General features: G+C 69.0%; 22 protein-coding genes. 12 read left to right on the top strand and 10 right to left on the bottom strand.

Features of this window, described 5'->3' with window-relative positions; translation table 11 throughout:
- Positions 1–111: 111 nt before the first annotated feature.
- A complete protein-coding gene (locus Pflav_RS15260; RefSeq protein ID WP_173036767.1) occupies positions 112–1,269 on the bottom strand; it encodes an NAD-dependent formate dehydrogenase in 1,158 nt (385 codons plus the stop codon).
- 635 nt (positions 1,270–1,904) lie between these two features.
- The gene (locus tag Pflav_RS15255) at positions 1,905–2,822 is read right to left on the bottom strand and encodes a LysR family transcriptional regulator (RefSeq protein ID WP_173036766.1); all 918 of its coding nucleotides are present in this window, start codon (positions 2,820–2,822) and stop codon (positions 1,905–1,907) included.
- 152 nt (positions 2,823–2,974) lie between these two features.
- On the opposite strand from Pflav_RS15255, the gene Pflav_RS15250 reads away from it, so the two are divergent.
- Positions 2,975–3,223, top strand: a complete 249-nt coding sequence (locus tag Pflav_RS15250) for a RidA family protein (protein WP_197938542.1) — start codon at positions 2,975–2,977, stop codon at positions 3,221–3,223.
- A 47-nt stretch (positions 3,224–3,270) separates the two neighbouring features.
- On the opposite strand, the gene Pflav_RS15245 is transcribed toward Pflav_RS15250, so the two are convergent.
- Together Pflav_RS15245 and Pflav_RS15240 are read right to left on the bottom strand one after the other, a co-directional pair.
- Positions 3,271–4,428: an epoxide hydrolase family protein gene (locus Pflav_RS15245; RefSeq protein WP_173036765.1), complete on the bottom strand. Its 1,158-nt coding sequence runs from the start codon at positions 4,426–4,428 to the stop codon at positions 3,271–3,273.
- 98 nt (positions 4,429–4,526) lie between these two features.
- A complete protein-coding gene (locus Pflav_RS15240) occupies positions 4,527–5,369 on the bottom strand; it encodes a LysR family transcriptional regulator (protein WP_173036764.1) in 843 nt (280 codons plus the stop codon).
- Between the two features lie 72 nt (positions 5,370–5,441).
- Between Pflav_RS15240 and Pflav_RS45570 the strand changes: the two genes are divergently transcribed.
- The 3 genes from Pflav_RS45570 to Pflav_RS15230 all read left to right on the top strand — a co-directional run bounded on the left by Pflav_RS45570 (position 5,442) and on the right by Pflav_RS15230 (position 7,515).
- Complete coding sequence (locus Pflav_RS45570; RefSeq protein ID WP_232071436.1) at positions 5,442–6,080, top strand: MFS transporter; 639 nt, start codon at positions 5,442–5,444, stop codon at positions 6,078–6,080.
- Positions 6,077–6,679 carry an MFS transporter gene (locus Pflav_RS43605; protein WP_269474622.1) on the top strand — a complete coding sequence of 201 codons (603 nt, stop codon included), beginning with the start codon at positions 6,077–6,079 and terminating at the stop codon, positions 6,677–6,679. Before Pflav_RS45570 ends, Pflav_RS43605 begins: the two co-directional genes overlap by 4 nt.
- Before the next feature lie 110 nt (positions 6,680–6,789).
- Entirely contained in the window at positions 6,790–7,515 is a 726-nt protein-coding gene (locus tag Pflav_RS15230) for a winged helix-turn-helix transcriptional regulator (protein WP_269474509.1), read from the top strand.
- A gap of 60 nt (positions 7,516–7,575) precedes the next feature.
- On the opposite strand, the gene Pflav_RS15225 is transcribed toward Pflav_RS15230, so the two are convergent.
- From Pflav_RS15225 to Pflav_RS15215, 3 genes are read right to left on the bottom strand one after another with little or no spacing between them, the layout of a single operon-like run.
- On the bottom strand, positions 7,576–7,986 hold the full coding sequence (locus Pflav_RS15225; protein WP_173036763.1) for a response regulator transcription factor: 411 nt from the start codon (positions 7,984–7,986) through the stop codon (positions 7,576–7,578).
- Positions 7,976–9,193: an ATP-binding response regulator gene (locus Pflav_RS15220; RefSeq protein ID WP_173036762.1), complete on the bottom strand. Its 1,218-nt coding sequence runs from the start codon at positions 9,191–9,193 to the stop codon at positions 7,976–7,978. The genes Pflav_RS15225 and Pflav_RS15220 overlap by 11 nt, the downstream gene beginning before the upstream one ends.
- A gap of 44 nt (positions 9,194–9,237) precedes the next feature.
- Positions 9,238–10,293 (bottom strand): hybrid sensor histidine kinase/response regulator, encoded by a 1,056-nt coding sequence (locus tag Pflav_RS15215; RefSeq protein WP_173036761.1) that lies wholly within the window; start codon positions 10,291–10,293, stop codon positions 9,238–9,240.
- Positions 10,294–10,367: 74 nt separating this feature from the next.
- Here Pflav_RS15215 and Pflav_RS15210 point away from each other — a divergent pair, with 74 nt between their 5' ends.
- From Pflav_RS15210 to Pflav_RS15195, 5 genes are all read left to right on the top strand, one after another.
- On the top strand, positions 10,368–11,132 hold the full coding sequence (locus Pflav_RS15210; protein WP_173036760.1) for a hypothetical protein: 765 nt from the start codon (positions 10,368–10,370) through the stop codon (positions 11,130–11,132).
- A 356-nt stretch (positions 11,133–11,488) separates the two neighbouring features.
- Positions 11,489–14,122 (top strand): right-handed parallel beta-helix repeat-containing protein, encoded by a 2,634-nt coding sequence (locus tag Pflav_RS15205; protein WP_173036759.1) that lies wholly within the window; start codon positions 11,489–11,491, stop codon positions 14,120–14,122.
- Between the two features lie 20 nt (positions 14,123–14,142).
- Complete coding sequence (locus Pflav_RS47440) at positions 14,143–14,274, top strand: hypothetical protein (protein ID WP_269474508.1); 132 nt, start codon at positions 14,143–14,145, stop codon at positions 14,272–14,274.
- A gap of 25 nt (positions 14,275–14,299) precedes the next feature.
- A complete protein-coding gene (locus Pflav_RS15200; protein ID WP_173036758.1) occupies positions 14,300–14,617 on the top strand; it encodes a hypothetical protein in 318 nt (105 codons plus the stop codon).
- Positions 14,503–15,672, top strand: coding sequence for a helix-turn-helix transcriptional regulator (locus Pflav_RS15195; RefSeq protein ID WP_173036757.1), 1,170 nt, complete (start codon positions 14,503–14,505; stop codon positions 15,670–15,672). Before Pflav_RS15200 ends, Pflav_RS15195 begins: the two co-directional genes overlap by 115 nt.
- Positions 15,673–15,740: 68 nt before the next feature.
- Here the strand turns inward: Pflav_RS15195 and Pflav_RS15190 are convergent, their stop codons facing one another.
- The 3 genes from Pflav_RS15190 to Pflav_RS15180 all read right to left on the bottom strand — a co-directional run bounded on the left by Pflav_RS15190 (position 15,741) and on the right by Pflav_RS15180 (position 17,974).
- On the bottom strand, positions 15,741–16,421 hold the full coding sequence (locus Pflav_RS15190) for a lytic polysaccharide monooxygenase auxiliary activity family 9 protein (RefSeq protein WP_197938531.1): 681 nt from the start codon (positions 16,419–16,421) through the stop codon (positions 15,741–15,743).
- Positions 16,422–16,721: 300 nt separating this feature from the next.
- Positions 16,722–17,303, bottom strand: coding sequence for a hypothetical protein (locus Pflav_RS15185; RefSeq protein ID WP_173036756.1), 582 nt, complete (start codon positions 17,301–17,303; stop codon positions 16,722–16,724).
- A 314-nt stretch (positions 17,304–17,617) separates the two neighbouring features.
- Positions 17,618–17,974, bottom strand: coding sequence for a VOC family protein (locus Pflav_RS15180; protein ID WP_173036755.1), 357 nt, complete (start codon positions 17,972–17,974; stop codon positions 17,618–17,620).
- Positions 17,975–18,117: 143 nt separating this feature from the next.
- Between Pflav_RS15180 and Pflav_RS15175 the strand changes: the two genes are divergently transcribed.
- The 3 genes from Pflav_RS15175 to Pflav_RS15165 all read left to right on the top strand — a co-directional run bounded on the left by Pflav_RS15175 (position 18,118) and on the right by Pflav_RS15165 (position 20,702).
- The gene (locus Pflav_RS15175; protein WP_173036754.1) at positions 18,118–18,777 is read left to right on the top strand and encodes an MOSC domain-containing protein; all 660 of its coding nucleotides are present in this window, start codon (positions 18,118–18,120) and stop codon (positions 18,775–18,777) included.
- Between the two features lie 172 nt (positions 18,778–18,949).
- On the top strand, positions 18,950–19,471 hold the full coding sequence (locus Pflav_RS15170) for a SigE family RNA polymerase sigma factor (RefSeq protein WP_173036753.1): 522 nt from the start codon (positions 18,950–18,952) through the stop codon (positions 19,469–19,471).
- An 82-nt stretch (positions 19,472–19,553) separates the two neighbouring features.
- On the top strand, positions 19,554–20,702 hold the full coding sequence (locus tag Pflav_RS15165) for a hypothetical protein (protein WP_173036752.1): 1,149 nt from the start codon (positions 19,554–19,556) through the stop codon (positions 20,700–20,702).
- Positions 20,703–20,706 lie beyond the last annotated feature (4 nt).

The following is a 20,706-nucleotide window of genomic DNA, read 5'->3' as shown; positions in this document are numbered from 1 at the left end:
AACCCGCAGTGGCTGTCAATCCGCTTCCGCACGTCTGTGACCAGGGTGTTCGTGGCACAAAGGTCCGCACCGGCGGTACTACCGGTGCGGACCTTCGACCGAGTGAGATCGCTAGCGTGTGCTGTACGAGTGCTGGCCGGTGCCCGCCAGCGCGCCGCCGTCGACGATCAGGTACTCCGGGCGGATCGGCCGGCCCTGGAAGTAGCACTCCAGGATCTCCCGGGTCCCGGCGGCGTACCGGGCCTGGGCGGAGAGCGTGGTGCCGGAGGTGTGCGGCGTCATCCCGTGGTGCGGCATGCCCCGCCACGGGTGGTCAGCCGGCGCCGGCTGGGGATACCAGACGTCACCGGCGTATCCGGCGAGCTGCCCGGACTCCAGCGCCCGCACCACCGCGTCGCGGTTGACGATGCGTCCGCGGGCGGTGTTGATCAGGTACGCGCCGCGCTTCATCTTCGCCAGCAGCGCGTCGTCGAAGAGGTTTTCCGTCTCCGGGTGCAGCGGTGCGTTGATCGTCACCACGTCGCAGGCCCGGACCAGCGACTCGGCGTCGGGGTGCCAGGTCGCGTTCAGCTCCTTCTCGATCTCGGGGGCGAGCCGGTGCCGGTCGGTGTAGTGCAGCTTGACGTCGAACGGCTTCAACCGGCGCAGCACCGCCAGGCCGATCCGGCCGGCGGCGACCGTGCCGACGTCCATCGCCTCGAGGTCGTACGCCCGGGCGGAACAGTCGGCGATGTTCCAGCCGCCGTCGAGGACCCACTTGTGCGACGGGATGTAGTTGCGGACCAGCGCCAGGATCATCATCACCACGTGCTCGGCGACGCTGATGCTGTTGGAATAGGTGACCTCGGCGACGGTGATACCCCGCTCGATCGCCGACGACAGGTCGACGTGGTCCGAACCGATCCCGGCCGTGATCGCCAGCCGCAGATTCTCCGCTTTCGCGATCCGCTCGGCGGTGAGGTACGCCGGCCAGAACGGCTGCGAGATCACGATCTCGGCGTCCGGCAGCTCCCGCTCGAAGACGGAGTCGGGTCCTTCCTTGTCCGACGTGACGACCAGCGTGTGCCCCAGGGACTCCAGGAAGGCGCGCAGGCCGAGCTCGCCCGAGACGCTGCCGACCAGCTGCCCGGGGACGAAGTCGAGCTTTTCCGGGCTGGGCACCGTCTGGCCGCCGGGGTAGTGGTCCACGCGCGGCACCTCGTCGCGGGGGTACGAGGTCGGATAGCCGGTGACCGGGTCGTCGTACAGGACGCACAGGATTTTCGCCATGGTGCCCTCCACATTGGATCAGCTGGTTAGGTATGCCCGGCGCCGTTGTCCTTCAGCCTGATCCCGTGGAGGTGCGCTGACAATGGGCATTCTCCGAACCCCCGATTGCCGCCGTCTATCGTTCCTACGAGCCTTCTCCCCGCCGGCGGGGGCGCGCGACGAGCGGTTCGACGGACCAGGGTCGGGGTCACATTCAATTTCTGAAACAAGGTATTGCCCCGGTCCGCCTCACCTGCGGACCGTATGCTCCCGCGGGCACCGCTCCGGCCGGCGGCTCGCTGGCGCTCGCCGAAATCCCCGACCTCCGCTGCCACGTCCGCGCTCCAAGCCCAACCCCGACCCGCGCGGGATCGAGAGATCGTGGTATCGAACTGCCCCAGAGGGCATCTAAGTACCACGATCTGCCAGACGGCAGCCCGTCGTAGCGTCGATCAAACAAAGGCTGGGCCGGAGCGCGGACCGGCAGCGAAGGTCGTGGTCGGGCGACCATGACCTGGGGGTGAGCTTGCCCAACCGCGGAGGGCGAGGCCGCGGGAGCGACGGTCCGGACCACCACGGACATCGCGGTAGCCCAACGTCCTTGATTTTGGATCTTTATCCGCGACAAGACACCGACGCCACCCCAACTCCAAAAGCTAGACCGGTACCAGGTCGTCGATGCTGCGTTGCAGGTCGAGGCCCTCCGTCACGTGGATGAGCGCGCTGGTCATCAGGGGCTGCGGGTCGCGGTCCAGCACCACGAGCCCGACGGTGCTTGTCGCGGTCGGCTCGACCAGGGGCAGCACCCGCGTGCCCGGCGGTACGCCGAGCAGTCCCAGCCAAGCCTGGGGGATCACGCTCGCCCACCCTCCACTTCGGACATGCGAGCAGAGGGTGGAGACCGAGTTCGTCTCCATGCGGGGCGTGACCGACACCCCGGCCCGCCGGAACAGTCCGTCGAGGATGCGCCGATTCTGCATGTCCGGGGTGAGCAGGCACAGCGGCAGCTCGGCCACCTCGGCCCAGCCCACCTCGGCGCGGTCGGTGAACTCGCCGTCCTGGCTGGTCAGCAGCACGTAGCGTTCGCGGTACAGCGGCATGGTCCGGAAGCCGGTCAGCGGCTCACCAGTGAGGTAGGTCAGGCCGGCATCCAGCTCGAAGGCGGCGAGGCGGCGCTGGATCTCGGCGGAGGTCAGCGACAGCACGGTGAGGCTGGTGCCCGGGTGCAGCGCGGAGAACGGGCCGGTGAGCAGCGAGACCGGCGGCAACGAGGCGGGCACCGCGCCCAGCCGCAGCCGGCCGGTCAGGCCCTGGTGGCTGGTCCGCCCGAACTCGGCCATCAGCTGGTCGCGGTCGGCGAGCAGGCGCCGGGCCCAGGCGAGCAGCCGCTCACCCTCCGGCGTCAAGCCCTCGAACCGATGACCGCGCCGGACCACCGCGACCCCGAACTCCGCCTCCAGCTTGCGAATGCCGTCCGACAGCGTGGGCTGGCTGACCCAGCACGCCGCCGCCGCCCGACCGAAGTGCCCTTCCCGGGCCAGTGCGGTGAGATATTCCAATTGCCGTAGGAACATCCTGCTCTCCTCACGCCCGGCCGTTCACCGACCTGAGGCAGGGTACGCTGCACATTCGTACCGACCCGGTTGGAAGGACGCGCGCCGATGCCGGCTGACCCCCATGATGGCAACACCGCCCGGTTCAGCCCGTCGATGCGCGCGGGGACCTGGTGTTCGTCTCCGGCCAGGCGTCGGTCGACGAGGCGGGCCGGATCGTGCCCGGTACCTTCGAAGAGGAGATGCGCCGGTCGATCGACAACGTCCGGCGGGTCCTCGCCGCGGAGGGCCTCACGCTCGCCGACGTCGTCAAGGTCAACGCGTTCGTCCGCGACGAGGACCGGCTGGGGAGTACAACCGCATCTACGCCGAGTACTTCACCGACAACAAGCCCGCCCGTACCACCATCACGAACTGCCTGACCAAGCAGATCCAGTTTGAGGTGGACGTCGTCGCCTACGTGGCTCGGTCACCGCAGTGAGCGGCTGAACGTACGCATGTCGCCGACGAGCAGGTCGGGCTGCTCCAGGGCGGCGAAGTGACCACCGCGGTCGAATTCGGTCCAGTGCGACAGCGTCGGCAGGAGGCCCTCGGCGAAGCGGCGGACGGGCGGCGTGGCGTCGGCCGGAAACACCGCCACCCCGACGGGCATCGCCAGCGGCCACGGCCCGCCCCAGGTGGTCACGAAGTCCGCGTCGAGGTGGCTGGACTCGAAGTACAGCTGCGCGCTCGAGCCCGCGGTGGCGGTGAGCCAGTAGATCGTCGCGTTGGTCAGCAGGTGGTCGCGCTTCACCGCGTCCTCCGGCGCCTTCGCCGAGTCGGTCCACTCGTAGAACTTCTCGGCGATCCAGGCGAGCTGCCCGACCGGCGAGTCGGTGAGCGCGTACGCGAGGGTCTGCGGGCGGGTGGACTGGATCCTCGCCCAGCCGAGCCCGTCCTGCGCGAACCAGCCCGCGCGCTCCACCCGCTTGAGGTCCCGCTCGTCCAGGCCGTTCAGCGCCTCGGGGTCGCTGGGCGGGAAGGTGACGAACATGTTGAGGTGCACGCCGGCGACGTGCTCCGGGTCCGCCAGGCCGAGGCGGAGCGAGATCGCCATGCCCCAGTCGCCGCCCTGCGCGACGTACCTGTCGTAGCCGAGTCGGCCCATCAGCTCGGCCCAGGCGCGCGCCACCCGCGGCACGTCCCAGCCGGTCTGCCCAGTGGGCCCGGAGAACGCGAAGCCAGGGATGGACGGGATGACGACGTGGAACGCGTCGGCCGGATCGCCGCCGTGCGCCCGAGGGTCGGTCAGCGGCCCGATGACGTCGAGGAACTCGACGATCGAGCTGGGCCAGCCGTGCGTGAGAATCAACGGCGTCGCGTTCGGCTCGGGGGAGCGCACGTGCAGGAAATGCACATCGACCCCGTCGATTTCGGTGACGAACTGCGGGTACCGGTTCAGCTCCCGCTCGGCGGCCCGCCAGTCGTACGCCGTGCGCCAGTACTCGACCAGCTCGCGGAGGTACTCCACTGGCACCCCGCGCGTCCAGCCGACGCCCGGAATCTCGTCCGGCCATCGGGTCGCGTCGATCCTGCGGTGCAAGTCGTCTAGGTCCTGCTGCGGTATGTCAACCCGAAATGGACGCATGGCGGCACCCTCTCGATCCGACCCCTGAACGGCCGATCAGCACTATCTCACCGGGAAGCACCCGCGTTCATCTCTCGGAATGCGGTTAACCAGCATGCTCAGGTCATGCGTCGTAGCGCGGCCTCCACGGCGTCGATCAGCGGATCCCCCTCGGTCCGTGGGTGCCGGGCGAGGCCGAGCTCGATGTCCGGCAGGGTGGGCAGGGCGTCCGCGTTGTGGAAGGCCATGGCCGGTTCGACGTTTACCGGCATGAGCGCGGCGACGCCGAGCCCGGCCCGTAGCGCGGCGAGCACACCGACGAGGCTGTTGCTTTCGAACGCCACCCGCCAGCGCCGATCGGCATTGTTCAACGTTTCCACCACCGCCGTACGCCAGGCGCACGTGTTCGAGAAAAGCACCACCGGCAGCGGATCGGCGGCCACGTCCACACCCTGGCCGATCGCCCAGACCAGCGGGCGGCGTACCGTCCAGCGCGGGGGTCCGGGAAGGTCCTCCACCTCGTCGAGCACGAGGTGGACGCGGCCCGCGTCGTAGGCCTCCCGCATCGCGCCGCCGGACAGGCAGAGCACCTCCAGCGTGGCGTCGGGGTGCAGCCGGGCGAGGTCGGCGAGGGCCTGCGGAAGCTGGGTCGCGGCGAGATCTTCGAGCAGCCCGACGCCGCAGTGGCCGGTCAGCGTACGCCCGGTTTCGCTGAGTGCCTCCGCGGAGAGCGAGAGGATGCGTTCGGCGTACGGCAAAAGCTCCTCACCCGCCCGCGTCGGCAGGACGCCGGCCGGCGACCGGTACAGCAGCGGCCGGCCGACAACGCCCTCGAGCTTGCGCAACTGCTGGCTGAGCGCGGGCTGGGTATGCCCGAGCGCGGTCGCGGCGCGGCTGATGCTGCCCGACCGCACAGCGGTGACGAACGACCGCAGCAGCACGAGTTCAAGGTGCTTGGCCATAAGAATCCATTATGCCGACTCCAACAAGATTGGTCATTCCTATAACGTGGCGGTTGATCTAGCGTCAGGTACGTGACCAGATACCGGCAGGTGCTCGCCGTGCCGGGGATGGCACCGCTGCTCGGCGTTTCGCTGCTCGCCCGTACCGCGATCACGGCTGACGTGATGGCGCTGACGCTGTACATCGTGCTGGGCCTGGACCTGAGCTACGCGGCGGCGGGAGGCGTCGCGGCGGCGCTGACCGCCGGGGTGGCGCTGGGCGGGCCGCTTCTCGGCCGCATGATCGACCGGCGGGGCCTGCGCACCGTGGTGCTGGCAACCGTCGTCGTGCAGGTCGTGTTCTGGCTGAGCGTGCCGATCCTGCCGTACGGGGTCTTGCTGGGCGCCGCCTTCGCGGCGGGCCTGTTGATGGTGCCGGCCCAGTCGGTGACCAGGCAGGCGATCGCCGCGATGACGACGGCCGAACAGCGCCGGCCCGCGTTCGCGCTGGAATCGGTGCAGGGCGAGCTGTCGTACATCGTGGGCCCCGGGATTGTGATCCTGTGTGCGGCGGCGACGTCCCCCGAGGTGGTCGCGTGGGGGTGGGTGCCGCGATCGTGGCCGGTGGCGCCGGGATCGCGCTGCTCAACCCGCCGGTTCGCGCCGCGGACGAGGTGGCTGCCGGCGCGGCGGGACGGCCCCCGCGCCGGGAGTGGCTGGGCGTCGGCATGATCGCCGTACTGACGATGGGGTTCGGCACCACGATGCTGCTCAGCGGCGTCGACCTCGCCATCATCGCCACGCTCGAGGAAGCAGGTCAGCTGTCCTGGGCCGCCGTCGTCGTAGCGGTGCTCGGCGTCTCGTCCGTCACCGGCGGGCTGATCTACGGCGCGCTGCCCCGGCCGTTGCCGACGTGGCTGCTGCTCGGCCTGCTCGGGCTCGTGACGATTCCCGCCGGGTTCGCCCACGACTGGCCCTGGCTGTGCGTGGCCATGGCCGGCACCGGGCTGCTCACCGCGCCGACCCTGTCCACGGTGGCCGACGCGGTGAGCCGGCTGGCGCCGGCCGGCGTGCGGGGTGAGGCGACAGGCCTACAGTCCTCGGCGCAGAGCGGCGGTTTCGCGCTCGGATCCCCGGTCGTCGGCATGGCGATCGACCTCACCGTGCCAGGCGGCGGCTTCGCGGCCGCCGGGCTGGCCGGCCTCGCCGCCGCGCTGACCGGCTGCCTGCTGTCCCGCCGCTCGCCCGCCCGAACGCCAGCTCCGCTCGGCGGTCGAGACCGCGTCGGGGTACCGGATCTCGAGCCGCACGGAGCCGACGCCCGGCCCTGAAGGGCCGGCAGGGATGGCGGGGAGAAACATGCGACCACCGAAACCGAAACATTGCCGTTGGAGGCTGTCTGGCAGATGGGCTCTGCCAGCTGGCCGAGAGGTGGGACCGCGTGGAGATTTTGGTACTGACGGCCGAGCCCGGCAGTGCGCCCGCCGGCCGGGTGCTTCCCGCACTCGATCTGCTGCCGCATTCCGTGCGCGTCGCCGGTCATCACCGGTCCGCCCTGGCATCCGGTTCTGATCCCGATGTCGTACTGGTGGATGCTCGGCAATCGCTGGCCGAGGCGCGAGACGCCTGCCGGACGCTGCGGACCAGCGGCCTGCGGGCGCCGCTGCTCGCCGTGGTGCAGGAGGCCGGTCTGGTGGCGGTCTCCGCCGACTGGGGACTGGACGACGTGGTCCTGGCGACCGCCGGTCCTGCCGAGGTCGAGGCGCGGCTGCGGCTCCTGGCCACCCGGACGACGGGCGTGGCCGGCAGCGCTTCCGGCTCGCTCATCAGCAGCGGTGAGCTTTCCATCGATCCCGAGACGTACGCCGCGAAGCTGAAGGGTCGGCCACTCGATCTGACCTTCAAGGAGTTCGAGCTGTTGAAGTTTCTCGCACAGCATCCGGGTCGGGTGTTCACCCGGGACCAGTTGCTGCGGGAGGTGTGGGGCTACGACTACTTCGGCGGTCACCGCACTGTCGACGTGCACGTGCGGCGGCTGCGCGCGAAGCTCGGCAGCGAGTACGAGTCGATGATCGGTACGGTGCGGCAGGTCGGGTACAAGCTGGTGCTTCCGCGCCGGGCTGAAGCTCAGGAGCTGATAGAGGACTTGGAAACCCTCCTGGCATAGCGGGCTACTTGGTAACGGCCAGCGCCGGGGTGGACGCCGCGTGCATCCACCCCGGCGCCCTCAAGATCCACGAAGCTGCCTGATCCGGCGTAGCAACGCCTCCAGCCGGGCCTCGATCAGGCCGAACTCGGCGTCCTTTCGCAGGTACTCGTCCGCGCCGCTGCGCAGCGCCCGGATCTCGTCCTTGGCGTTGACGAAGTGGGAGGTCCACACCATGATCCCGAATGCCTGCGTGGCGAAGCTCGCCGAGCGCAACGTGGTGATCACATCGAAGCCGTCGGCCTCGGCCTCCGTGCTCACCAGCAGCAGGTCGACGATGACCAGGTGCGGGTCGAACTCGCGGGCGATCCGCGTGGCCGAGACGATGTCCTGGGCCCAGCGGACGGTGTAGCCCCGGTACTCCAGCATCTGGCTGAACGGCTTGGCCTGGGAACCGTCGTCCTCGACGAGGAGAATCCGTTCACCCGACATCGTCTGTTCCTTCGGTCGGTGGATACTGCCGCAGCCACAGCCGGACCGTGGTCCCGCCATCCCGGGGCGACCCGATCTCCAGATGGCCGCCGTGAAGTTCGGAGAAGCGCCGGGCGATGGTCAGGCCGAGCCCCGTCCCGCGAGCGCGAGGCGACGGCGCCGTGCCGCCCCACGTGTCCGGCCGCAGCACCCGGTCCACGTCGTCCGCCCGCATCCCCGGCCCGTCGTCGTGCACCTCGATGACGACGTGTTCGTCCTGGACGCGAACCGCGACGTCGATGCGGCCCCGTTCCCGGCAGTACTTGAGCGCGTTGTCCATGATCGGGTTGAGGGCGCTGCGCAGCTTGGGCAGGTCGACTCGCGCCACGGTGGGCACCGAGGGGGTCGACCGGTTGATACTGACGCCTTTGGCGGCGGCGCGTGCGGTGTACGACTCGACCTCGTCGGCGAGGATCGCCGCCACATCGTGCTCGGCGGGCTCCAGCCGGGTGATCCGGTGTTCGATCCGGTTCAGGTCCAGGTGAGCGTTGATGAGGTTGAGGCCGCGCCGGGCCTCGTCCGAAATGGATGCCGCGCCGGTGTGCTGGTCGCCGGACAGGCTGCCCAGCGCCCCGGAGATCAGCGCCTCGGTTTGCCGCATGATCGACACCAGTGGGCTGCGCAGCTCGTGGGCTACGTTCGCCAGGCTCTGGTTGACCACGCTTTCCAGATATGCCGGGCCCAGTTGGGTGTCGCGCTGACGCTTGCGCTCCAACGACTCCGCCAGCGTCCGAGTGAACTCGGTGACCGTCAGGCCCGCCTTGCTGATGACGTCGTCGACCCGCACCCGGATGGCTTCTCGGGCCACCACTCGATCGGAGTAGCCGGTCAGGACGATGACGAGGGCGTTCGGGCTCGTGCGCCGTACCGCCGTGGCGACGTGCAGACCGGTCCTGGCGGGCTGGTCGGCGGGGCCGAGCCGGTAGTCGATGAGCGCGATGTCGAAGATGTACGCGGCGGACAGCGCCTCGGCGTCCGCGACGGACTCTGCGACATGCACCTCGATGCCCTGACCTTCCAGCAGCCGTCGAAGCAGACCGGCGAAGTCGGGGTCGTCGTCCACGACGAGCGCGGTCAGACCGGCCGGCAGAGCGGCGGATCGGCTTTCGGCCGAGCCCAGACCGAGGTCGTCACCGGTGCCCGTGGGTGCCTCATCGGTGCGGCGCAAGGTGACCCGGACGGTGGTGCTGCCAGGTCGGCTGCCGAGGACGGCTATCTCGCCACCCCAACCGTTGAGAATCCGCTTGGCCAGGTAGAGCCCGGCGCCTGAGCGGGACGCGCCGCCGCCCCCGAATCCAGCTCCAGCGGCCGGGTGAACAGCTCGCTGAGCAGGCCGGACGGAAATCCCGGTCCCGTGTCCGTCACATCGACGGCCACCGTCTCGGCATCCAGCACGGTCACCTTGACGTCGGTCTTGGCCGCCATCTCGCGGGTGGCACGCAGAGCGTTGTCGATGACGTTGAGGATTACCCCGGAAAGCAGGCTCTGCTCGGCGACCACAGTGGTCGGCTCGTCCGGGACACGCAGGACGACCCGCCGCGCGTCGGCGACGGGCAACCGGCTCACCACAAGGTCCAGGACCTCTTCCAGGTGGACCGCTCCGACCGGCAGTTCAGCCGCCGGATTCTGCCCGGTGTACGTCAACGCGGTCCTGAGCTGCTGAACGATCTGGATGCCATGAGTGGCGGCGCGGTCGATCAGTCGCAGATCTTCCTCGGTGTTCCCGCCACGGACACCCCACATCTGCGTCACGGTACGAATCACCGCGAGCGAGTTGGTGACATCGTGGAGCCATTGGCGCAGCACGATATCCAGCGGTGCGGCGTCGGAGCTGCCGGGTGGCTGGCCCTGCGCGACTTCGACGTCCTCGGTTGCCTCGACCTCGGTCGGGCCGGGCTGCGCGTTTCCATGGGTACGCAGGTGAGAACGGACCCGGGCCATCAACTCTCTGGGGGAGAACGGCTTGGTTATGTAGTCGTTGGCACCGAGCTCGATGGCAACGACCTTGTCGATCTCGGCGTCGCGTGCGGACACCACCAGCACCGGCATGTCCTGGCCGCGTCGGCGAAGCGTCCTGAGAACGTCAAGACCGCTCATTCCCGGCAGCATGAGATCAAGGAGCACAAGATCGAACTCACCGGTCGAAGCCTGCTCCAAAGCCGCGTGCCCGTCAGCGGCGACGGCGGCGGATAGCCCTTCACGCTCCAGCATGTACACAACGGCGTCGCTGAACGCGGGCTCGTCCTCGACGACGAGGACTCGGGCCACCGCAGCCTCCCTCAGCTCAAGCGCGCGTCCATATAGTACTGTCCGGTCCACGCCCGATTCGGAGGTGTGGTCGAGTGACGAGACGATCCCCAGTCACGGACATCCTCACCCACTGGTCGGCCATCACCGGGGTAGCGGGCCTGGCCTTCTATTGCGTGTTGAGGATTTCCTATTCCGTCTACTTCGCTCATTACGGCATTACGCCGGAGACTGTCGGGCTGGGCTTCGCGGAGATCCTGGCGGTGAGCGTGGCGCCGGCCAACGCCGTGCTGTTGGTGGTGATACTCGCCCTGATGCTCAAGGGAAGCCGTACGCACCTCGCGGCCGGCCGGATCGAAGAAGCGCTACAGGACGAGCTCAATGAGATCGACACCCGCAGCCAGACCCTGCTGAACGTGCTCAGCAGCAACGCCGTGACCCAACCCGAGGCGACGAGGCGCACGCTGGCCCGGATGGAGGCACGCCGGGCCGCGCTCAGCGCGGACCTGTCCACGGTCGAGGTCCGTCGCGGCGCCATGGAAAGGACCGGCCGCCGGTGGATGGCCGCGGCCGGGTTGTGCTTCCTCGTCTGGTCCGGTGTGTTGCTCGTCGAAGCCGCCACGCTGTCGCCGGGCCCGCGGCAATCAGCGTGGTACGACCCGCTACAGGTCAATGTGGAGCAGGTTGTGCTGGCTGACGATCCGCAAGGCGTCACCGCACAGCTACGCGCCAGCCTGGGTGGGCAGCCGGCGGCACTCCTGCTGCTGGGCCGGTCCGATGGCCAGACCATTCTCTTCGACCAGCGGCAGCACCGGCTGGTCATCATCACCGGGGATCCGCCGCCGATGCTCTCGCCGTGAGGCCGTCGCGTGTCCACACGCATACGGCACTAGAGATCTTCAGGGTCGGGGCCACATTCGATTTTCCCCGGTCCGCGTCACCTGCGGACCGCATGCTCCCGCGGGCACCGCGCAGGCCGGCGGCTCGCTGGCGCTCACCGAGATCCCCGACCTCCGCTGCCAGGTCCGCGGTCCAAGCCCAACCCCAAGCCCGACCCGGGATCGCCGTCGGACGATCACGCGGGCCGTTGACACTGTGGTCTTGCGCTCAAACATCGGATGAATCATGATGCCTTCAAGAACGTTTCCGCGCTGTAGCGGGCACGTTACGAGAGCGATGGAGCTACGTGATGATGAAACATCCGATGCTATCCAGAGTGGCGGGGGTGCTCACCGCATCATTTCTCCTTACCGTCGGGTTGCTCGGCGCGGCGACCCCCGCTTCGGCATCAAGCGGCAAGGAGCTGTTCGTCTCCGTCAACGGCAAAGGCAGGGGCTGCACAGCGGCAGCGCCCTGCACCCTCAAGGACGCGCAGCTTCGGGCGAGGACACTGGTGTCCGCGGGCAAGTCCGTCACGGTCACGATTTTGAGTGGGCGATACGACCTCGAGCGCACGCTCGAGTTCTCGGCCGCAGACTCGGGCGTTAAGGGCGCTCCCGTCGTGTGGCGGGCGAAGCGGCCCGGGAGCGTCGTGTTCTCTGGTGGCACGCGCGTTACCGGGTGGTCGCTGAGCGATGCGGAGCGGGGCGTGTGGGTCGCCGACGTTCCGGAAGGCAGCGCGACCCGCCAGGTCTACGTCGACGGCGCCTGGGCGCCGATCGCACAGGCCAGTGCGGCCGAGATCGGCTTCACGAACGGATGGCGTGGCAGCTCCACCGGCTACTCGGTCACCGAGTCGAAGGCGCGGGCCTGGCTCGAGAGCCTCGGCTCCGCCGCCGGCGTGGAGTTCGTTTACAGCGGAAAGACCGGTCCCTGGACCCAGTCCCGCTGCCTCGTCGACTCCGTGGTCGCCGGCGAGACTGCGACCACGGTCACCATGCGCCCGGTGTGCTGGGATGGCATGACGAAACGACCGGATCGCGCCGCCATCGAAAGCGGCGGACTTCCGAACATGTCGACCTCCACCGTCCCGACCTCGGTCGAGAACCACCCGTCATTGCTCTCCTCGGGTGAGTGGTACCTGGACAAGGCCGCGCACAAGCTCTACTACGCCCTGCCGGACGGACAGGACATTGAGGATGCCGACATCACCCTGCCGCACCTCGAACGCCTGATGACCGTCGCTGGCACCCTGTCGCGGCCGGTGCACGACATCCGCTTCGAGGGCATCCAGTTCTCGTACGCGACCTGGCTCTCGCCTTCGCACACGGGCTTCGCCGAGGTGCAGTCGAACCTGCACATTACAGGCGCACCGAACCAGGGCAAGTGCACGGTCACCTCGCCTGCGGGAACCTGCCCGTACGGTGCGTTGACGCAGCCGTTCGGAAACATCGACGTGAGCGCCAGCAGGAACATCGCATTCGTCGGGAACACGTTCCGCGCCTTGGGCGGAGCAGGACTCAGCATCCGCTACGGCGCGCAACGCACACTCGTCGAGGGTAACCACATCACGGACACCTCGAGCACGGGCATCTACCTCGGATGTACGTTCGACCCGCAACCGTTGGACGCATCGACGCACCAGGGCATCAAGGACAACTGCACGCCCGACCCCGATGCTGTCGCCAAGGACGTTATCGGAAACAACGAGATCGTGCGCAACACCCGTGTCGCCAACAACGTGATCCACACTGTCGGACGCGACTACAAGGCGGCGCCTGGAGTCACCGTACTGTTCGGTCAAGACCTTGATCTCGTGCACAACGAGATCTTCGACACGCCCTACACGGCGATCACCGGCGGCATCGTTCAGGGGCACGCGACCGACGCCCGCGCTCCCGAACGCAACCAGAACGTGAACGCGCGCAACGAGATCAGCTACAACTTGCTCTACAACTACATGCAGGATCTGCACGACGGCGGGGCGATCTACCTCGAGGGCCACCAGGCCCAGTACGTGTACTCCCCGGACGGATCGCTCGACATCGACGCGACGCTGGAGAACGGGATGCTCGCCACCGGCAACGTCGCCTTCAGCGACGGCCACGCGAACTTCACGTATTACGACGACGCGGGGGCGCAGTTCATCCGCTGGCAGGGCAACGTCGCGATGAACACGGTCGGGGCATCCCAGGGCGGGTGCTCGCCGGCCGGGTACCTGTGGACGACGGGCAACTACTTCGCCGGCCAGATCGGCTCCTACCCGTGCTCGCCGCCGGCACTCGCACTCACTGTCGAGGGGAACACGGTCATTCCGGAGCGGCCTTCGCTGGCGGATGTGCCTAAGCGAATCATCTCGAAAGCTGGCCTCGAACCGGCTTGGGCCGAGCTCTCCGCAGTCGCACAAGAGCGCCTTCGATTCGTGTCCGACCGGGCGGTCGACGGGCGGGTACTCCTTGCCGTCAGCGGGCTGAGCGATACGACGCAGGTCTACGCAGGAGCCGCCGAGCCGCTCGACGTGCGTCGAGTCGGCACCACCTTCGCCGAGGTCATCGTCCCTGACGAACTGGAAGGGCGAACGATCTCCCTCGGCGAGCCCGATCCCTGGGTGCGGGTGAATGAAACCCACCCGAGTGTCACAGCCAGCGGATGGAACCTCTCAAGCAACCGCTCCGAGGGTGACTATCAGGGCGATGTCCTCTACACGACGACCAACGGGGCCACCGCGACAATCACGTTCACGGGCACGACGGTGCGCATCCACAGCGAGCGCAACATCGACCAGGGATTGGTCGAGTTCTCCGTCGACGGCGGCCCGGCCGTCACAGTCGACACCGCGACACCGACCCGGTTCGTGAATGTTCCGGTCTTTGAAGCGGACCTGCCGCCGGGGACGCATACGGTGACGATGACGAAGCGGAGCGGACAGTACGCGCTGCTCGACGGCTACTCGTATATCCCGATTCCATAGACGGATCAGAGGTGCAGGAGGTGCCGACTTGGCGGCGCCTCCTGCACCTCTCCCAGGTCGCGGCAAACGGTGACCTGGACAGTCAGCACTATCGGGCGGTTTCCCACCAGAACACCCGCAGTACCCAGGGGTACCAGGGAGATCCTGGCTGAAAACGATCTCCCTAGAATCGACGCCGTGATCGACGCAGAAGGGCTCCTGGACGCCGCCCGCCGGGAGGCCGACCCGGTGGCGGCCGCCCGCTTGCTGGCCGAGGCGTTCCTGGCGCTGTCCCGCACAGCCGACCCGGCGGCCCTTGCACCCGTCGTGACCCGGCTCGCCGCGCTGCGCCCCGGCCACCGCACCCCGAGGTGGACTTCCTCTTCCACACCCTGGCCGGCGTGGTGCGGGTACGGGCCGGGCGCGAGCACGCCGAGCGGGACCTCGACATCGCGCTGCGCCTCTTCACCGAGCACGGACTGGCCGGCGACCCGCTGTACGTGGAGTGCGCCATGACCGCCACCCTCACCGCGATCCGCCCGCACCTGGTCCGCCCCACCTTCGCCGACCTGGTGCGGGACATCGCCGAGCGCCCCGAGGTGGACGGCGGGCGGCGGACCCGGCTCACCACGATGCTCGGCATGGGCGACGCCTGGTCCGGCGACCTGCTGCGCGGCCGTGCCGAACTGCGCCGGGCGTACCACCACGCGGTCGACGCCGACCGCCTCGACCTCCAGGCCGAGATCGTCTCCTGGCTGGTCAAGGTCGAAGCGCTCTGCGGCGACCTCGCCGAGTCGTCCCGGCAGCTCGCGGCCGCCCGGGAGCTGGCCGCCCGCTCCGGCTCGGTCTGGGTGGCCGCGCACATCGCCGAGTGTGCCGCGGCGCTCCACCTGGCCAGCGGCGACGTCGAGGCGTGGGCCGGCGTCGTCGACTACCTCGTCCGGGCGCAGGTGGGTGGCAACTCCGGTCTCGTGTACGAGCACCGGTGGGAGCTCGCCACCCACCACGCGCTGCGCGGCGACCGCGACGCGGCGCGCGAACTGCTCGCGGGGACGCCTGACCCGCCGCTGCGCTGGCCGGTCGCCCCGGCCCTGCCGGCCTGGCGGGCCTGGATCGCCGAGCCCGAGGACCCGGCGGTGATGGCCTGGGTGGAGCGGGTGCTCGCCGGCCTGAACCGCCCCGTCGAGCGGCTCTCCAAGGCGCGCATCGCGTGGCTGCTCGGCACGCAGCACGCGCGGCTGGGGCGGCGGGCCGACGCCGTACGGCTGCTGGAGGCGGCGAGCAGCGGGTACGCGGCGACCGGCGCGGCCGGGCTCGTCGCGCGGGTCGCGGCCGAGCTGGACGCAATCACCACGGGCACCGGCGGTATGCCCCGTCTGTCGACTGTGGAGCGTTCGGTGCTGACCGCCACGGAGCTGCGGGTGGCGACGGCCGTGGCGGGCGGGCTCAGCAATCAGGAGGTCGCCGACCTGATGGCGGTCTCGGTGAAGACCGTCGAGTTCCACCTGCGCAACGTCTTCCGCAAGGTCGGCGTCCGCAACCGGACGGAGCTGGCCCGCTCCCTCTCGTAGCGGACTCCGGCCCAGGACGCCAGGGTCCTGGGCCGGAGTAGTGCCGTGGTTGTCGGACGCCTACAGGATCAGACGATGTTGATGTCGCTGCACCACATGTAGGTCTGGTCCATGTGCGACGCCTTCCAGATCACGAACATGACGTGGTTTCCGGTGCGTCCAGAGGTCGAGACGTTGAACGAGATGTTCTGCGCCGGCGCGTACCGCCCGGTCGTCGTGATCAGGTCCAGGTTGCCCCACCCGACGCTCTGAGTGGCCGGGTTGAACCCCTGCTTGGTGACGTAGACCCGGAAGAAGTCAGCACCGTGGCTGGCCTGGTCGTACATGTTGACCGTGAAGCTGCGGCTTACGGTGGTCGCCTTCCACGCTCCGGGCTGGTTCAGCGTGTTGTTCCTGGTAAGGGCGTTGCTGCACAGCTGCCCGTCCGGCGTACGGGGCTGGTACTGGCCAGCGAGGCCGTCCCGCAGCGCGCTCATCCAGTTCCACATGGTGTCGGGGTTGGCCTGGAACGCCCGGTAGCACATGGGGTCTTGTTGCTGCATTGCCGGGTTGGTGTGCTGGTTGCCCCAGGTCTTCCAGCACTGATAGGCGCGGCTCGCCGGGTTGATGATGGTGCCGTGGGCTTGGGCCGCGCCGGCCCAGGGCAGCATACCGACCACCATGGCGAACAGCAGGACGAGCACTCGCAGGGACTGACGGGAGGCTGGCCGGGATCGACCGTCGGACTGGTCGGACTTGTGTGAACGCACTGTTCATTCCTCCGTTCCTCGGCACGAAAAGGTCGGTATGGGAGCGCTTCCGACAACCATTGCATTGATCGACATGAATATCAAGACTGGATCTGTTCCATATCGATGTGGATCGAGTTGGCCGGGATCGCCACGCCGCGGGCCATCGGCCGGGCCGCGGAAGGCAAGGTGGACCCCGATCTCTCCGTGGATCCATTCCATTGTGGAGACTTGAGCTACCGCGATGTCCGCGGTGGTCCGGACCGTCGCTCCCGCGGCCTCACCCTCCGCGGTTCACAATCCAACCCCGGCCAGCTTCGCTCAGTTTCCGGCCGCGGCGTCGTAGCGGCGGCGCAGGTTGGCCATTTCCGAGTCGGCCAGCGCCTCCTTGAGCGCCAGCTCCGCGTACTTGTCCGGGAACATCTCCCGCAGCCGGTCGACGAACATGACGTCGGCGGTCGCCTCGACCACCTGGATGCCCGGTGGCTCGGTGGACATGTCCATGATGATCGGGCCGGCCAGCTTGACCGCCACATCCCAGGGGCGCTTCTGCTCGGCGAGCCCGCAGAGGTGGAAGCCGTAGACCGTCCGCACGTCGGCGAGCGCGGTGACCTCGGCCGGCTCGTAGCCGTAGACGTGGACCCCGCAGACGACCGCCGGCTTCGCCTTCCCGCTGGCCACCTGCTGAGCACCGTGTCCGGCGTGGTTGTGTTGCCCCGGGTCCGCCTGTTCGAGCGTGGTGCGCATCCGGGACACGATCTGGCCTCGCAGATCCGCCGGCTCCGCCTCCGTGCCGGCCGGGTTGGCCAGCACGACCGCGCCGGCCGTCACCGCCATCAGGATCACCGCCACCCACACGTAGCGGTTTCGGTACCACCCCGCGAAACTCTCCCGGGAGATCATGATTGCCTCTCACCTCGTCGCCGCTTCTGGTGTGTTGGCAGACCGCCTTGGACACCCGTCGTCGTGGAGATGGCCCGGCGATGCGGCGCGCGAGCGTCTGCCAAAGCGGCGCGCTGCCGGCACTGCGATGCTCCCGTGCTGGCCGTTCCAGCGCGGTTGCCCCCGCGCTGCGGCGATATGACCCATTCCATCACGCCTGGACCCACTCAGGCAACATCGACGGTCGTCGACGTGTCTGGGCTTTGGGGTGAAGCGCCGATCGCTACCCGCCCGTCGCGGTGGGGCCTCGCGTCGGCGGTCGGGTGGTAGCCGGATCAGTTCAGGCAGAGGCAGAACGGGTGACCTGCCGGGTCGAGGAGGACTCGGAACGAGGTGCCGGGCTGGTGCGGGTGTTTGGTCGCGCCGAGGTCGAGCACTGCCGCTTCGGCGGCATCGAGGTCGTCGACGATCACGTCGAGGTGCATTTGCTGGGGATGCTCCTGGGTTGGCCACACCGGCGGCGTGTATCCATCCACCTGCTGGAAGGAGATGCATTGCCCGTACTCCGCGCGGACGTGAGCCCAATCGGAGGAGACGTCGACCTTCCAATCCAACATCGCACCGTAGAACGCTGCGAGCGCGGCGGGATCGGGACAGTCGATGACGATGCTGGGGAAGCGAGCGATTGCCATGCCGGCGATAGTACGAGCGGTTGCGGACGTTCCACGTCCGGATTCTGTCCGCGCGCGGCCGCCCCGTGCTGGAGCGTTTGCGTGGTTGTGGAGGGCGGGAAATTGGGCGGCGGGTGATGGGCGGGGCGGGTTAGGTTGCCGGCGTGGGCAGGATTGTTTCGGTCAACTTGGCGGTGCCGGAGCCCAATCCGGCCAAGGGTGGTCTTACGGGCATCAACAAGCGGCCCGTCGACCACCTGGTCATGGTGCGTGCGCCGGGGCCCAAGACGACCGGGTTGCACACCGGTCTGGTCGGCGATCAGATTTTCGACATCGAGCACCATGGCGGCGACGACCAGGCCGTTTACGCGTACGCGCGGGAGGACTACGACTGGTGGCAGGCGCGGCTGAGTCGCCGGCTGGCCAACGGGCTCTTCGGTGAAAACCTGACGACCGAGGAGGTCGACGTCAACGGCGCGGTCATCGGCGAGCGGTGGCGGATCGGTCCGCGGTTGGTGCTTCAGCCGACGTTCGGACGCGTCCCGTGTGTCACGTTCCAGCGCAAGATGGGCGAGCCGCGGTGGGTGAAGACGTTCGCCCGGTCGGGCCGTCCGGGTGCGTACCTGCGTGTGCTGGAGCCGGGTGAGGTGTGGGCGGGCGATCCGGTGACCGTGGAGGACCGCCCGGCGCACGGGGTGACGATCGCGCGGGCTTATCGGGCGTACATGACCGAGCCGGAGCTGCTGCCTGAGCTTGTCGGGATCGACGGGCTACCCGACGATCTGCGGGAGACCCTGGCGGAGCGTCTCGGGCAGCGGCGGTAGCCCGTCAGGGGAGTCGCTGCGCGCGCATCGCCGCGAGCAGGACAGCCTGGCGAGCTTGTTCATCAACGTCATCTCCTCGGTCGTGCTCTGTCCACGGTAAGCGACGGGTTTGGTTGCAGCGGTACCGGTGCTCTGTTCGTCTCTGGGGTGAGGCGGAGGGAAGCGAGGGACCGTGAGCGATTCCGAGGCTGAACAGTTCCGGCAGTTCCTGGCCGGGTCCGGCGACCGGATGTTCCGGGTCGCGTTGGCTCTCACCGGTGCACATCACGCGGCCGAGGACCTGTTGCAGGACGCGTTGGCGCGCACGTTCGCCCGCTGGCGGCACGTGCGTGGCGATCCGGAGGCGTACGTGCGCCGGGCGATGTACCACAGCCAGGTGACCGTGTGGCGGCGTCGCCGCCGGCTGCGGGAGTTGCCGGCCAGCAGCGTGCCCGACCGGCCGGACCCGCGCGACCAGAACGCGGCCAGCGAGAGCCGGCTACAGCTGCGGCAAGCCCTGATGCGGCTTGGACCGCGGCAGCGGGCCGTGCTCGTCGCCCGCTTCTTCGAGGATCTGTCCGATGTCGAGACCGGCCAACTGCTGGGCTGCTCCGCCAGCACGGTCCGCAGCCAGACACACCGCGCGCTGGCCCGGCTCCGGGAAATCGCGCCGGAGCTCAATGGTCCCAACACCTTTCGGGAGAGTGTCAAATGAGCGGCCTGCCAAGGCTGGTACGCGAAAGCCTCACCGACCTGACGGACACCGCCGCGATGCCGCCGCGGCTGGGGAGCGGGCGATGGTGGCCGGCAAGCGGCGCCGCCGGATGCGTGCGGCGCTCGGCGGGGCCACCGTCGCGGTCGCGGTAGCGGCGGTGACGGTGTCGATCGCGGCCGTGGTCCGCACTGAGTCACCAACGCCCGCGACGACCGGCGGCCGGAACGCGCTCTTCGCGGTCCGCCACACCGACTACCTGGCCACGTCCGCGAGGGGGACGGACGTACACCGGTGGGAGGTGCTCGACCCGGAGACCGGCGACTACCGGAACGTGATGGTCAAGACGGTGTCCGAGCCGACCAACGACCTGCGGTACGCGGCGGTGCTGCCGAAGGGCGAGGGCGACCAGGTGCCGGGCCGGGTCGGCCGGTACGAGGCCACGACCGGGGCGATCCGCTGGTACGACATCCCGGTCCGGCCCGACTTCGCGACCATCTCCCCGGACGGGCGGTACGCCGCGGCCAGGGGCTGGGACGAACGCGCGCAGGCCGCCGACATCGCCGTCGTGGACCTGGACACGGCCCAGGTGCGGCGGTTCAACACCGCACACCTCTACGGGTCAAGCGAACCGTCACCGCCACGCTTGCCGGATCTGGCTCTCGCGCTGAGGGACGAACGCACGCCGGAGGTCGCGTGGACTCCGGACAGCGGGCATCTGCTGTTCGGCATCGTCATCACCGATCTCGACGGCCGGCTGACCGGCCGGCTGCCACTGCCTGCCGAGGTGGGGTTCGTCCGCGCCCACAGGGAAGGGGCCGGGACGCTGGTCCGTACCGGACTCGGGACCACCGACTACGCCCTGGTCGACGACACCGGTGCCATCCCTCACGGCGTGAAGGCCGGCGACTGGACGTGCGCGACGCCAACGCCGTCGGCGATGTCCGACCGGTGCGTGAAACCGTGGGCGCAGTTTCTCAGCTGGCGGGGGCGAGACGAGATCCTGATCCAGACCGCCCCGGGCCCGCGCATGCAGGCCGGCTCGGCTGCCACCGAACGGCCGCGCGAGCCGGCCAGGTACGAGGCTCTGGACCTGCGTACCGGCCACCACGAGGCCGTGTCCCTGCCGCACTTCGACGGCGACGGCCCAGCCGGCGACGTCGCCCACTCGTTCGTCGTCGTCATCTCGGCCGAGCACCTGTCCGGGTCCGCCCGCGACCGCGTCGCCTTCTGACCCG

Source organism: Phytohabitans flavus (genome assembly GCF_011764545.1).
GTDB lineage: Bacteria > Actinomycetota > Actinomycetes > Mycobacteriales > Micromonosporaceae > Phytohabitans > Phytohabitans flavus.
Note: the sequence above shows the minus strand (reverse complement) of the source record. Positions and strands in the feature narration are given on the sequence as shown.

What these genes read in the sequence shown, in the direction of transcription:
- Pflav_RS15255 (WP_173036766.1), bottom strand. Translation starts at nt 2,822, where the DNA reads ATGTTCCTACGGCAATTGGAATATCTCACCGCACTGGCCCGGGAAGGG.
- Pflav_RS15240 (WP_173036764.1), bottom strand. Translation starts at nt 5,369, where the DNA reads ATGGCCAAGCACCTTGAACTCGTGCTGCTGCGGTCGTTCGTCACCGCT.
- Pflav_RS15185 (WP_173036756.1), bottom strand. Translation starts at nt 17,303, where the DNA reads ATGATCTCCCGGGAGAGTTTCGCGGGGTGGTACCGAAACCGCTACGTG.
- Pflav_RS15245 (WP_173036765.1), bottom strand. Translation starts at nt 4,428, where the DNA reads ATGCGTCCATTTCGGGTTGACATACCGCAGCAGGACCTAGACGACTTG.
- Pflav_RS43605 (WP_269474622.1), top strand. Translation starts at nt 6,077, where the DNA reads ATGATCGCCGTACTGACGATGGGGTTCGGCACCACGATGCTGCTCAGC.
- Pflav_RS15180 (WP_173036755.1), bottom strand. Translation starts at nt 17,974, where the DNA reads ATGGCAATCGCTCGCTTCCCCAGCATCGTCATCGACTGTCCCGATCCC.
- Pflav_RS15225 (WP_173036763.1), bottom strand. Translation starts at nt 7,986, where the DNA reads ATGTCGGGTGAACGGATTCTCCTCGTCGAGGACGACGGTTCCCAGGCC.
- Pflav_RS15165 (WP_173036752.1), top strand. Translation starts at nt 19,554, where the DNA reads ATGGTGGCCGGCAAGCGGCGCCGCCGGATGCGTGCGGCGCTCGGCGGG.
- Pflav_RS15260 (WP_173036767.1), bottom strand. Translation starts at nt 1,269, where the DNA reads ATGGCGAAAATCCTGTGCGTCCTGTACGACGACCCGGTCACCGGCTAT.